This window comes from Peribacillus simplex, from assembly GCF_001542915.1.
Lineage (GTDB): Bacteria > Bacillota > Bacilli > Bacillales > DSM-1321 > Peribacillus > Peribacillus simplex_B.
In genome coordinates this window covers 52,711-65,879 of record NZ_LNNH01000046.1, presented here as the reverse complement: position 1 = coordinate 65,879, position 13,169 = coordinate 52,711, and the positions used below count along the sequence as shown (strand labels likewise).

Here is a 13,169-nt window from a genome sequence, read left to right as displayed (position 1 = left end):
GATTTTGTCGAAAAAACGTCACATTTTGCGGTAATATTTAGAATCTTGGATAATTGGTACTATTTATCTATTTATTTTCACATTTTTGGCACCTTTTACCGGTATTTTTTGCCAGAATCCATGAATTACTTAAGGAAAAAGTCGCTTCAATATGGGCGAACCAAGCGACAAATAGCTTTTCAAGCATAATTTGACCAGATTGCCATTCGAGTCCTGCAACCTCAAAAAAACCGCAGGAAAATTACTCCTGCAGCCTGACACTCAATGAACCTGCAAATGCCGCTCGATCAAGCTTGCGGATACCGGCTCGATCCCCAGCTCCCTCGACCAGATGGACAACTGTCCGATATGGTGGATTTCATGCGCTATCAGATGGTTCAATATTCTGTTCTTATCATATAGCCGGCCGCCCATCCAAGCTGGTTCAATCATTTCATGCCCATCATCGAATGAAGGAGATTTCAAATAACCTATCACTTCATGGTGGTAACGCTTGGATAATTCCTCCACTTTTTCGATGGTAGTATAAGCGTCCAAGTTTATTTCGACATCCGCCTTCCCCTGTATAGCCCGGATCCAGCTGTATTCGACATCGATAATATGGGCCAGCGTCCGTAAAATGGTGCCCACCCCTCCCGTTCGCTGCCGGTTAAGTTCCTCATTCGCCAAGGGCCGGCACCATTCGATCCACTCATTTCGCACCTGCCAGTTATACGTGAATAATGTCAGCATTCCACTCCCCCTCATTCACTTCAGCCCTTCGTATCGGTAATAATCCTGGCGTTGAATCGTCTTGAATCCGCAAGATTCATAGAGTTTCAACGCATGATCATTCGTTGCCTCGACCTCGAGGAAAATATCATATCCGAGCTGGGATTGTTCGGCCACAAGCTTTTTCAATACCTTTCTGCCAAGTCCCCTTCCCTGATATTCCGGCAGGATGGAGAATCCATAAATCCAGGCTTCACCGCCTGAGTTATCAACACGGATCTTACCGACCGCCCGGCCATCCTTTTCAATCATCATCGTTTTCAACGTATCCTCGTAGAGAATGCGCTGATAATAATCCCGTGCCTCTTTTTCCGTAAAATGAAAGCAGTGGATATCCAGCAGTATTTCCGTTTGTTCATCGTTTCTCCGGGAAGGGCGAATGACGACATCTTCATATTCACCCAGCTCCATTTGGGACCATTTCATTTGATATTCGGAAAAAGCAAGCTGGCATGGCACCTGTGCCAAAAAACCTTTTCCGGAAGGTGATTGGGCGGGTGAATTCAAGATGATCAACTTATTTTCCCGCTTCATTGCGCTTCCAATGGCTTCTTCCAACATATTTGTGAAGATTCCCTGCCTCCGGAAATCCGGATGCACCATCCCGCACATCTCGATCTTGTTCCCAAAATCATAAAGGCCAAGAAAACCTGCCAGGTTCGAGCCAACATAATGAAAAAAATCATTTTGATGAACACCATTACGACTGCGAAGGGTTTCCCAGTTCAGCTTTAATGTGAACTCACCCCTTTCACATTCTTCTTGGAGAATTCGAATATCTTCCAGCTGTTTTTCTTTCAAGATTGTCACCCCTTTTCCATACTATCAGTTTATTACAAAAAATAAGAAAAACGGCACCCCTTTATGGGATGCCTCAAAGTTTTTGTAAGTTTTTTGAAAATGTTGTTTTTTTAAAAGTATTTTCACTTTAATTCATAAAACTAAAATCGTACAAGAGGAGGATTTCACATCTAATTCCATGGACGGATGAATTATTGTAGTAAAATGATTCCATTTGAGGATTATTTTTTACCTATTTTATGTTATATTCCAAATAATGGTTGAGTTTTTTTATTTGACTATATAAGGAGGGATATTGAGACACATTAGACCCATTTCTTTATACCCGAATTCCGGATTCCCTTTCACAAGAACCCGAAACTCGGTTTTACCACCTAGCACATGACGTCCTGAGGTTATCGTTTCGTTTTATGAGCGGACTTTTTTAAGTTCTCTACGTCCGTTGTCAGTTCTTTTAATTGTTTACCGAAGCGGAAGAGCAAAAACATAGAAACGACGAATGGATAGCCAAATTCGCTAACTAATGACACCCACACAGTAGCATCCTCAATCATCATCCTCTTCACCCCATTTCATGTATCTGATATCTAAAGTGAAACTTGTTTAAAAAAATCAATCTAGCACTATTGATTCATGGAAAAAAGAACGAATGTTCGTATATAATTGATTTATTCCCCTTGTCTATCACTTTAATAATTAAAGGAGGGATAACAATGAACCCATCAACTTCTCATTTTTTTTCTCATTCATTAGAGTTCTTACAGCAACAGTACTCATCTTTCTTTGAACAACCGATCATTCACGTATTTTTACAAAACCCTGAGCATATGAAGATTCTCACCGAGACTCTTGACTCCCCTTCTTCTCACAACATATGTCATCTCAACGAGACTTTCCAAATTTTCTATTACCGGGCTAAGGTATATAAATACATGTGCTCCTTGATTTATTTTTTCTCCGTTGATTTTGATAAAAGGGTACGCAAGCAGCGGGAACGCTATCGAATGGTACTTGATGCCGCACCGAGCGATGCCGTGAGAATGATCGATCGAATCGGCAATTATGACGGTCAGCTTGAAAAAATGGGGGAAACGAATGATTTGTCCTCACATATCAGTGATGAAGAGATGATAAAGGCCTTGCAGAAGTTAACGGCCAAACAAAACCTGGTACTGACCATGATCTTTTCTTATGGACTATCCAATAAAGAGATTGCTGCCTATTTCCATGAGTCACCCCAGAATATTTCCAGCATCCGCAAACAAGCACTCAAAAAGCTCCGAAAGCACTATATGGATGAGGTATATGATAGAAAGGAGAAAAGCCATTGTGGATAGTAAACTTTCTAAAGAAGAGCTGATGAACTTAATCAATTCTCTGAACCCAAAAATAAAAAAATCATTAAAAAACACAAACTATCAAGACCGGAGCGACCTCGAGCAAGAGATCAAGCTCAAAATCATTGAATCCTATGAAAAGATCGCCGCCATCGAAGCACCCAATTTCGAGGAGTTCCTTGCCGAATTCTTGACTAAGCAAAAACAATGAAAAAGCACCAAGTCCGGATCATGCCGGACTTGGTGCTTTTTTAATCAATAAGCTGGCTTCAAGGTCAGCTTATCACCTTTTGGATCATTCATTACCGTTTGGTGATATGTCCCATCTGCCCAATCGTCAAGCTGATCGTGGTACCATTCGCTTTTGACGTTACCTGATTGGCCAGGTCCAACGAGGTGATAGGCCTTGCTCATGTCGGATAGATCCATGACGAATCTCCAGGATCCGCCATGATTGACGGTACCGTCCTCCAAAAATGCCGCTGCCTGCACAGTGACGCTGCTGCCGCCTACCGGCACACCGCCGTCGCTGTTAAACAAATAATTTAACGGCGTGACGCTCGATAGCGGATGGTTGAACCTTACCTGATGGTAGTCCCCCCATTCCCAATCCGCTATATCGTTCCCCTGTGTTTCTTCCAATTCCTTTAACGTCTGCTGCAGCGACTTGGCAAGCACCTGCTCCAATCCGCCGCCCTCTTCGATCCACGGACCCGGCTTACCGTCCAGAGCCCGGCGCAGCAGTTCATCAATGGCAGAACGCCTTCCATTAAAGAGGTTGAGGGTTTCCTCCGGTATTTCTTCTTTAAGCAAAACATCCCCTATTTTCCGCATCCAGACATTAAAAATCATCGGTGCCGCTTCATCCGCGGAATCAATATGATTCCACTTCTTTAAAATCCTAATTGCCTGTTCTTCCTGCTTGCCCGATGAACCCTTCAATACCTCCAGGAACTGAGGGGCAAATTCCTTGGCTTGAAGATTCACCTGATCCATCTGCAGCGTTTGCATGTCTTCGGCCGTCAGCTTTTTATTGGCCTTCAAAAACTCCTGTATCCTCATCTGACGGTATGGCTGGGCCCAGTTATTGCTGATGTGGTAAGGGTACTCATCCGAGATGACTTTATTGTTCGCTGTCGATATGAAGCCTTCCTTTGGATTGATCGTTTTAGGAAGCTCATCAAACGGGATGTAACCCTTCCACTCATATTCATCCGTCCAGCCAGGAACAGGCAGCATGCTATCGCCCTTTTTCCGGATCGGGATTTTCCCGTTCGCCTTATAGGCAATGGTCCCATCGTTGGACGCAAAGACGAAATTCTGCGCCGGCGTTTCGAATTTCAAGAGAGCCTTTTCGAAATCGTTCCAGTTTTCCGCTTTATTCATATTCAATACCGCTTCAAGCTCCGCAGATGGATCAAGTGCCGTCCACCTTAAGGCAAGGACCGTATCTTTGCCGCTTTTGCCGGCAAACTCGGAGATGACCGGTCCATGACGGGTAACGGTCACCTTATAATCCAGGGTTTTCCCATCCTTCACCTTGATCGGCTCGTCCACGATTTCAACTTTTTCCCATTCATCCTTGAAGGCGAATTCCTTCTCGTTTTCCGGATTTCTCTTCTCAATGAATAAATCCTGGACATCCGGCCCCGTATTGGTCACTCCCCATGCGACCTTTTCATTATGGCCGAGGATGATCCCCGGAATTCCGGCAAAAATCACGCCGCTCACATTGACTGTCGGGGCTTCCAAATGCATTTGATACCAAACGGACGGTGTAGCCAGCCCAAGATGTGGATCATCCGCCAATAAAGGTTTCCCCGAATCGGTTTTACTGCCCGAAACGACCCAATTATTGCTGCCGTTGAATTCATACGGAATGACGGCCGCTGCGAAACTTTTTCCAATATCCAGCTCCTCCTTACTGATGATATAAGGAGCACTCTTTGGATAATCCGGAAATAAATCATACGCCTTTTCCTTCGGGAATGTTTGCAGCAAATACTGCCTGAACGCCTGGTCCTCCCAGTTTCCGCCTAAATCAAAGGCCATATATTTTCCGATCGTCAGCGAATCGACGGCTGTCCACCGCTCTGGTTCATATCCAAGTAAAGTGAACTCGACCGGCCATTTTCCATTCTCCTTGAGCTCATCGATATAAAGATTGACCCCCTCCGCAAACACATCCAACGCTTCCTTGCCCTCACTTGTATAAGCAGCATAGGAGGCCTCTGCCGCCCGTCTCAATCCAAGCGTGCGGAAATACTTATCATTTTTCACCGTTTTCTCGCCAATGACCTCGCTCAATCTTCCTGACGCCTGACGCCTGCTCAAATCCATTTGAAATAAACGGTCCTGCGCCTGGACATACCCTTGAGCTAAATACAAATCATGCTCATTCGCAGCATTGATATGCGGGACCCCGCTTGAATCCCTCACCACCGTAACCGGTTTCAAAAGGCCCGGCAGCGAAACTTCCCCCTTCGTTTCAGGCAAAGCCCTTGAAAGAAATACATTTGCGGCAATCAGGACAGACAGCAAAAGCACAATCAAAATCCCCAAACTCCATAATGCCCGCCTTCGCCACTTCCGTCTCGGCCTTTGCTGAGGTACGGCAACTTCCATCGACTCATCTCCCTCTCCCATTGAAAACTCTCATTCTTTCTACTTAAGATATTCCGCGCCTCCCTCCATCTTTCCTACCAACCTCCGAGAATTTTGCCAGTATTCTTGAAATTATGGAGTTGCCCCCGCAGGTTGGGGTCTTTGCTTGTGGATTTGAGTGGTTACTCGTGAGTTTGGATGGTTTATTCGTGAGTTTGAGTGATTTATTCGTGAATTTGCGCGGTTTATTCGTGAGTTTGAGTGATTTATTCATAAGTTTGGGCCGTTTCTCATAACATCGTGGCGTTCACTCGCGAATTCCGCCCTCCATCCACAAATGAAAAAGCACTGATACGATGTATCGGTGCTTAGTCTATTAGCTATTTGCCAATATGTATTCAATTACTTGATCTACGTCATCGGTATAGAGGAGGGCTTTGTCAAAGTCATGGGCTGCCTTTGTCTCTGCTTCCATGTATTCCACCGGAGAGAGGAAGCCGAAGAGCCGCTTCCATTTATGGTTTTGTTGGAGTAGCTTTCTTTCCTTTTTTATATCTTCCGGGATGAATTCGTTGATGATGAAGCAAGGGTCGGAATAGGCCGGGTGCTGAAAGCGTTCATTCAGGCTTTGTAATTTATCTCGGTCCCATTCCACCCGGATCAGGTCGGATATGACCTTTACATTTTGGAGCGAGTCGCAGATGTGTTTTGATAACACTTCATATTCTTCGTCCTCCAATCCGTGATCTGTCATGATTCCGATACAATACCATTTTTGAAATGGTTCATCGAGATTCTCATTTTTCTTGGAGAACATTGTTCATCCGCCTTTCTTCGTTGCTTTTAAAAAAAAGATACCCCATCAAGGATATCTCCATCATATCGGCTGAAGGGCCAGACCTCTTTGCTTAAAGATGAATTTCATGGCCTGCGCGAATGATAGAAAGGCTTTTACCTGATTGGCAAGGTCAAGTTTGACAATCCTTTTCGCCACATCAGGGGTGAAGCCGACAACGATCGTTTCCGTTCCCATAAGCGACAGTGCTCCCACCAATTGCTCTAGCAGAAAAAGCATATCGCTCTCTTCTCTAAAGGTAATCCCGGAGAAATCGATAATCAATACTTCCGCCTGTAACTCTGCACATTTTTGCAGGATCTTCGATTGCATCGACTCCATTCTCCAGTCATCAACGCCTCCGATCATCGGGAAGAGCAGCACATCCTTTAATACGGTCTGGACGATTGGAGTCGCCAACTCTTCCATGACTGCTTGGTTTTCCTTAATCTGCTGCAACGAATCAGTTGCCACCTTGGCCATTTGTTTGTAATGATTGACATAGCTTATACTGATACAGTGAATGTATTGGTCAAGGATCGAATCGATTATCGCACTAGCCTTCAGCAATATTTCGATGGAGTAGTACCGGTTGCTTACCTCTTCTTCTATGAAACTCCAAAAAAGATTACGCAGCAGCTGGGCTTCCTCGATGTTTTTATCTAAAGGTATCCCCATATCCACGATGCGCCTTCCGATTTCCATTCCTGCGGCTTTCATGCTTGCCATCGCTTGTTCCTTACCATGAATTAGCGCATCCGCATGAATTTGAATGAGCTGCGACCTTACCTGTTTACTCGTTTCAAGGTCATAGAGGGAATCCTCTTCATCAAACAATTCGATATGCTCCACTAAAATGTACTTAAACTTTTCAATTTTTTCGCCGATCAATCTTAATTGTTCCATTTCGACCTCCCATACAGGGCTTTTATCACATTTTATCAAATTTATTATGGATTGTGATATAAAATCCTTCTATTACCAATATGATAAGAGACGTTTACCCCAATCACAAAAGGGGTATTATGATATATGACTTGGAGGGATAACCATGAAAAAGAATCAACAAGACTTTGAATCCGAAAACATGAGCGATTTAGTCGAACTGATAAACAGTAAAAATAACAGCCGCAGGATCTTGGATGTACTTCGGCGTAATAAAAAAGATAAAACGAAAAACAAAGATAAAAAATGAAAAAGCCCAGACCAATTTGGCCTGGGTTTTTGCTTGGATGAATGTACACCGGTTCAGGACTATCTTTTTCTCCTAATTTCCTTTACATGGTTTCCTTCAGTAGTGATGTAGACCGTTTCTCCGATCTTATAGGTTAAATAACGGTCACAATCAATTTCCAACGTTTCCCCATTGTTGAATTTCATTGCACAATTGGAGCCCTCATCGGTTTTCGACACAGAAATGACCTTGTTCGTCTTAAACCCGACCGCTTTGCCATCGGAGAAATGAGGATAGTACTTTTCAACGATCTCCACCTTTGCCAATCTGCCCGGACTTGTTAAGTAGACAATGAACAATATAATTAATACGGCTATCAACCCAATGAGAATTACAGCTTTCCGTTTCACTCTATCTATTACCCTCTTCTCTTATCAATCTATTCTTCCCTATCCTTTTTTCACTAGATTATATTCAGCATCCGGAAAATCATGATAGAAAAGCTCAATTTATTTAGCGATTTTCACATTTTCAACCATAATGACACAAAAGGCAGCCAGGATGATGAGGATGGACACAACCGAGATGACCCCGCCCCAGCCGAACTTCATCAGGAATAAACCGCCAGATGCCCCCACGACACTGGACCCTGCATAGTAAAACAGCAAATATAAAGAGGAGGCTTGCGCTTTTTCGCTTTTTTCGGCTAATCGTCCGATCCAGCTGCTTGCGATGGAGTGAGCGCCAAAAAAACCGAATGTAAACAATGCTAGCCCCAGGATTTTCAGCAGCAGCGGTGCCATTAAGGTCATTAGCGCGCCCAGCAGCATGATGGCAATCCCGGAGAGAAGGACGCCCCTCCGGCCATACTGATCGGCGAGCCTCCCCATCCAGGTGGAACTGAATGTCCCGACAAGATAAATGATGAAAATGAAGCCGATCAATGTCTGTGATAAATGATAGGGCGGTCCCATTAATGGTATACCCACAAAGTTATATACGGTAACAAACGACCCCATCAATAGGAAAGCCATACTGAATAAGAGGACGAGCCTGCCATTCCTTAAGTTATTGATAAGCGAGGCTTTGATTCGCGACAATGACACTTTATTGCGAATGGCATGCTGGGAAGGGGGAAGCATCCACCAGAAGAAAAGACTGATAATCAGGCTTAATGCCCCAAGGCTGCCAATCGCTACATTCCATGAGAAATGATCGGTCAGCACGCCGACAATCAGCCGGCCGGCCAAGCCTCCGATGCTTGAGCCGCTCACATAAATCCCCATGACATACCCCAGGCTTTTTGGATGGAATTCTTCATTGATATAGGCCATGGCAATGGCCGGGAAGCCGGCAAGCACTGCTCCTTGAATCGCCCGTATGGCGATCAGGATGTATAGATCATCCTGGATGAAGCTGACGCATATGGATAATAAGGCAGATAGCGTGAGCGCTGTCCCCATTATTTTTTTTCGATCGATGTTTTCAGAGAAAAAGGAAACGAGCAATAAACAAATCGCAAGCGCCCCTGTCGCAAAGGATAATGTCAGGCTTGCCGTTGCAGGGGAGACGCCGAATTGCTTGGCGAATACCGGAATGACAGGCTGCGTACTATACAGATCGGCAAACGTTACAAAGCTGCCAAGAAACAAAGCCAAGATTGTCATCTTGAATGATTTACCAGCTGGCTCGATATAATTCAATTTCATTCAGACCCTTCACGATTTAAACTTTCCCCCTATGTTAATACGAACGGACCCCGTTGTCTATTTTGCCGCATGAAGCTGTCCGCATCATGAAAAAACCCTTCACCATAAGGAGTGAAGGGTTTTAAGTCCATATTCCGTTTAGCCTTCCAACCGCTCGCTCTTTTTAAGCAGCCAGTATACGGGCATGCCGATAACGAGGATGATTAACGAATACAAGGCATCCAGCGGGGTATCGATCAATGTGCTTGCCACAATATAGACGGCACCAGCAATCGCTACAATGGGAATGATCGGGTACAGCGGAACTTTATATGTTTTTGCATGCGGATCTCTCTTGCGCAGGATGAAGACGGCAAAGAAAGCTAATCCATAAAAACAGAAGACAGAGAATATCGCCATATTCGTAAGTTTGTCAGGGTTTGTCACAACCATCATGATGATTGCAATGATCACTTGCAAGATCGTCGCATTGATGGGCGTTTTGAACTTCGGCGATATTTTCCCGATTTGTTTATGCCCCGGCATCATTTTATCGTGCGCCATCGCCAGGGTAATGCGCGGAAAGGTCAGGAGCTTCCCGTTCAAGCAACCGAATATCGAAATCAAAATTCCGATCGCGATCAATTTCCCGCCCAATTCACCAAATAGCATCGTTGCCGCCACATTCGCAGCATTCGTGCCATGAGCGACGACACCCTCTGCGCCCAACACATGAAGCATGGCAAGGTTAACGGCCAAGTATGCGACCATGACCACGAGGATGCCTGTAATGATTGCGCGCGGTAACGTTTTTTGGGGATTCTTCATCTCTCCGGCCATGAAGCCGACGTTCATCCAGCCATCATACGCCCACAGTGTAGCCAATATCGCTCCAGCCATGCTGATTTTCATTGAACTTTCACTCGTTACATTGAAAACTGGCATATCACCTTGGGCAATCCCGAATACGGCGATGAAAAGGATCGGGATCAGTTTGCCGACGGTCGATAAGGTTTGGATGATCCCGCCGTACTTCGTCCCGAGCAAGTTCATCGCAGCCAAGAAAACGATCGTTATGATTCCAATTGCCAGCGTGTAATCAGAAGATATATTGAAAATTCCTGACACCAATAACCCGAAATATAAACTGAGTGCTCCCATGACAGCAGGTCCATATACCAACGTTTGCACCCAGCCGCAGAGGAAGCCCCAAACTTTTCCGTACACTTCTTCAAGGTACACATATAAGCCACCCGTTTTAGGGATGCGCGTACTCACTTCAGCGATCGTCAAGCCGCTTGCCAGGGTAATGAGACCGCCTATCAACCAAGCTAATAAGGCCATGGTTGAATTGCCGCTTAACTCAAGCACGTCACCAGGTTTCATGAAAATACCGGAACCGATGACCGTGCCGACTACTATAGATGTTCCGACCCAAAAGCCAATCGTTTTCTTCAACTGATCATTTCCCATTTTGTCCTCCCTGCGTGTACACTTGTATTTATTTTATACTAAAATTATATCATAAAAATTATACGAGAATAGTTTATGGAATAGTTTGAATTTTTTTACAAAAAGAATGATACCTTGATATCACTGTGCTCAAAGCGTTTTTTTTCTTACAAATTTTTTTCCTATTTATGTTCGCAACTTCTCCAAAAACCGAATATTTTTTTATTCATTAAAGAATTTTGAGTATTTACCGTAATAAAAGCGAACTTAAAATTAATAATAAACTAAATCATTCGTTGTATATTTTCGGACGCAAAAAAACCCACCCCTATCAAACGGGGTGGGTTCCTGAAGCTTTTCGCGCTTTGAATCATATTACCAGATAATGAATAATAAGATCACTGCCAAAACGATCCGATAGATGGCGAATGGAGTCAATTTCACTTTATTGATTAAAATCAAGAAAAAGCGAATACAGAATAAAGCAAAGATGAATGCACTGATGAAACCTGCAATGAAGAATGGCAGAACTTCAGGAGTGAAAGAATCCCAATACTTGACGACCTTCAACAGACTGGCACCTGCCATGATCGGCACGGCCATGATGAACGTGAAATCGGAAGCGGCCCGATAGCTCATCCCTAAAAGCACCCCGCCTGAAATCGTCGAACCTGAACGGGAAAACCCCGGCCATAGTGACAGACATTGGATCAACCCGACTCCAAGTGCTTGCTTGTACGTGATCTGGTCAACCGTTTCAGCAGTCAACTTCGGACGGAATTTATCCGCAGCGATCATCAGGAACGCGCCAAGGAATAACCCGATGATGACTGTCTCTATCCTGAATAACTTGTCATCGATGTAGTCTTCGAATAATAGACCAAAAATGCCCGCCGGCAGCAACCCGACGAATATCTGCAATAGGTTAAGCCTAGGACCCTTCACGGCACTTGTATCTTTCAATTTCTTCAACCCAAGCAAGTCCATGAACCGTCCCCAGAAGAGCACGACTACAGCGAGTATCGAGCCAAGCTGGATGACCACCTTGAAAGCATTGGCCACTTCACTCCCGAAGATATCGGTCGATTTCAGCCATAAATCGTCGACGATAATCATATGCCCTGTAGACGAAACAGGCGCAAATTCAGTTAATCCTTCTACAAGACCAAGGACAACTGCAACAAAAATTTCCCACATATTCATTTTATTCACCTCTTAATTCGAACACCTATTTATGGAAATACCATATGTATTTTACGCGTTGTTTAAAATATTGTCTATTAAACATTGCTGAAACATTTTGTGGGTAAGGGTATGATAGGTTCTAGATCAGTTTAAAGGGGATGTGATGATTTTGCAAAACATAAAAATTTTCGCCCATAGAGGCTCGAAAGGAACGCACCCGGAAAATACCATTGCCGCCTTCCAAAAGGCTGCCGAAACAGGAGCGGACGGGATCGAATTCGATGTCCATCTTGGTGCTGACGGGGAATTGGTCATCATCCATGATGAAACGCTCGACCGGACCACCTCCCTTACCGGGTATGTAAAAGATCATTCGTCCCAAGAGCTGAAAACGGGGGATGCCGGAGTCAAGTACGCCAAGAAATTCACCGGGGAGCGAATCCCTTTCCTGCGCGAGGTTTTTGACTGGGCCAAGGGTAATGACTTATTGATGAACGTCGAAATCAAAACGGATAAACTGGCCTATGAAGGAATCGAACAGAAGATTATCGATTCGATCCGCCATCATCAGATGGAGCAGCGGGTGATCCTCTCCTCCTTTAACCATCAATCGATTGAAAAGGTGAAGCTGCTCGCTCCAGAGCTTGAACGCGCCTTATTGTTCGAGGGGCTTCCGGATAACCTGGAGCAAATCTTGCGTGATAAACAAGAATCCGGTTTTCATCCCGATAAAAACAGCCTGACGGAAGCGACCAATGAAATCGCGAAAACCCTCGGATATAAAGTCAGGCCGTGGGTCGCCAATGAGGAGGCCGATATCATCAAGCTCGCCAAAATGGGCGTTGACGTGATCATGACGGATTTCCCGGAAATGGCCCTCAAGGCATTAAAGTCCTGGCAGGCGAACGGCTGAACAAAGCGAAAGAGAAGGAGCCGATGCCCCTTCTCTTTCTTAGCCATGTTATTCAGTTAATTAGCGAGAATAGTTTGATCCGCCTAGTTGTTGTTCAGCCATTTGAACCAAACGTTTAGTGATTTCTCCACCAACGGAACCGTTAGCGCGAGCAGTAGTGTCGGCACCTAGATTCACGCCAAATTCACTTGCGATTTCATATTTCATTTGTTGTAGAGCTTGCTCTGCGCCAGCTACTACTAGTTGATTGCTGCTGTTGTTGTTTGCCATGTGTTTTCACCTCCTACTAATATTAATTAGCATTTTGGGCTTAAATTATTATTGCCAATTTATTGAATTATTTTTTCTTTGGGAACCTTCATTCCAAAGCTCTTTATCATGATTTCCTTTGGCTGCTCATAAACTGTTA

15 protein-coding genes are annotated in these 13,169 nt (G+C 44.5%); 4 read left to right on the top strand and 11 right to left on the bottom strand.

Annotation, left to right across the window (positions count from 1 at the left end; translation table 11 throughout):
- Window positions 1-261 precede the first annotated feature (261 nt).
- The 3 genes from AS888_RS20175 to AS888_RS25305 all read right to left on the bottom strand — a co-directional run bounded on the left by AS888_RS20175 (window position 262) and on the right by AS888_RS25305 (window position 2,102).
- The gene (locus tag AS888_RS20175) at window positions 262-732 is read right to left on the bottom strand and encodes a DinB family protein (protein WP_061143910.1); all 471 of its coding nucleotides are present in this window, start codon (window positions 730-732) and stop codon (window positions 262-264) included.
- Between the two features lie 15 nt (window positions 733-747).
- Entirely contained in the window at window positions 748-1,581 is an 834-nt protein-coding gene (locus AS888_RS20170; RefSeq protein ID WP_260320319.1) for a GNAT family N-acetyltransferase, read from the bottom strand.
- Between the two features lie 386 nt (window positions 1,582-1,967).
- Window positions 1,968-2,102, bottom strand: a complete 135-nt coding sequence (locus AS888_RS25305; RefSeq protein WP_232732473.1) for a YvrJ family protein — start codon at window positions 2,100-2,102, stop codon at window positions 1,968-1,970.
- A gap of 183 nt (window positions 2,103-2,285) precedes the next feature.
- Between AS888_RS25305 and AS888_RS20165 the strand changes: the two genes are divergently transcribed.
- Both AS888_RS20165 and AS888_RS20160 read left to right on the top strand, forming a co-directional pair.
- Window positions 2,286-2,909, top strand: coding sequence for a sigma-70 family RNA polymerase sigma factor (locus AS888_RS20165; RefSeq protein ID WP_061143909.1), 624 nt, complete (start codon window positions 2,286-2,288; stop codon window positions 2,907-2,909).
- The gene (locus tag AS888_RS20160; RefSeq protein ID WP_061143908.1) at window positions 2,902-3,120 is read left to right on the top strand and encodes a hypothetical protein; all 219 of its coding nucleotides are present in this window, start codon (window positions 2,902-2,904) and stop codon (window positions 3,118-3,120) included. The genes AS888_RS20165 and AS888_RS20160 overlap by 8 nt, the downstream gene beginning before the upstream one ends.
- Window positions 3,121-3,164: 44 nt before the next feature.
- On the opposite strand, the gene AS888_RS20155 is transcribed toward AS888_RS20160, so the two are convergent.
- The 3 genes from AS888_RS20155 to AS888_RS20145 all read right to left on the bottom strand — a co-directional run bounded on the left by AS888_RS20155 (window position 3,165) and on the right by AS888_RS20145 (window position 7,254).
- Entirely contained in the window at window positions 3,165-5,534 is a 2,370-nt protein-coding gene (locus AS888_RS20155; RefSeq protein WP_061143907.1) for a penicillin acylase family protein, read from the bottom strand.
- 355 nt (window positions 5,535-5,889) lie between these two features.
- Entirely contained in the window at window positions 5,890-6,330 is a 441-nt protein-coding gene (locus tag AS888_RS20150) for a hypothetical protein (protein WP_061143906.1), read from the bottom strand.
- Window positions 6,331-6,390: 60 nt separating this feature from the next.
- Window positions 6,391-7,254: an STAS domain-containing protein gene (locus AS888_RS20145; RefSeq protein WP_061143905.1), complete on the bottom strand. Its 864-nt coding sequence runs from the start codon at window positions 7,252-7,254 to the stop codon at window positions 6,391-6,393.
- Window positions 7,255-7,399: 145 nt separating this feature from the next.
- Between AS888_RS20145 and AS888_RS25975 the strand changes: the two genes are divergently transcribed.
- A complete protein-coding gene (locus tag AS888_RS25975; protein WP_155645567.1) occupies window positions 7,400-7,543 on the top strand; it encodes a hypothetical protein in 144 nt (47 codons plus the stop codon).
- A 59-nt stretch (window positions 7,544-7,602) separates the two neighbouring features.
- On the opposite strand, the gene AS888_RS20140 is transcribed toward AS888_RS25975, so the two are convergent.
- From AS888_RS20140 to AS888_RS20125, 4 genes are all read right to left on the bottom strand, one after another.
- Complete coding sequence (locus tag AS888_RS20140; RefSeq protein WP_061143904.1) at window positions 7,603-7,932, bottom strand: hypothetical protein; 330 nt, start codon at window positions 7,930-7,932, stop codon at window positions 7,603-7,605.
- A 99-nt stretch (window positions 7,933-8,031) separates the two neighbouring features.
- On the bottom strand, window positions 8,032-9,225 hold the full coding sequence (locus AS888_RS20135; RefSeq protein WP_155645573.1) for an MFS transporter: 1,194 nt from the start codon (window positions 9,223-9,225) through the stop codon (window positions 8,032-8,034).
- Between the two features lie 144 nt (window positions 9,226-9,369).
- A complete protein-coding gene (locus AS888_RS20130; RefSeq protein ID WP_061143902.1) occupies window positions 9,370-10,683 on the bottom strand; it encodes an APC family permease in 1,314 nt (437 codons plus the stop codon).
- A gap of 354 nt (window positions 10,684-11,037) precedes the next feature.
- The gene (locus tag AS888_RS20125; protein ID WP_311316493.1) at window positions 11,038-11,865 is read right to left on the bottom strand and encodes an undecaprenyl-diphosphate phosphatase; all 828 of its coding nucleotides are present in this window, start codon (window positions 11,863-11,865) and stop codon (window positions 11,038-11,040) included.
- A 151-nt stretch (window positions 11,866-12,016) separates the two neighbouring features.
- Between AS888_RS20125 and AS888_RS20120 the strand changes: the two genes are divergently transcribed.
- On the top strand, window positions 12,017-12,760 hold the full coding sequence (locus tag AS888_RS20120) for a glycerophosphodiester phosphodiesterase (RefSeq protein WP_185113139.1): 744 nt from the start codon (window positions 12,017-12,019) through the stop codon (window positions 12,758-12,760).
- Window positions 12,761-12,820: 60 nt separating this feature from the next.
- On the opposite strand, the gene AS888_RS20115 is transcribed toward AS888_RS20120, so the two are convergent.
- Window positions 12,821-13,030 (bottom strand): alpha/beta-type small acid-soluble spore protein, encoded by a 210-nt coding sequence (locus tag AS888_RS20115; protein WP_057912178.1) that lies wholly within the window; start codon window positions 13,028-13,030, stop codon window positions 12,821-12,823.
- Between the last annotated feature and the right edge of the window lie 139 nt (window positions 13,031-13,169).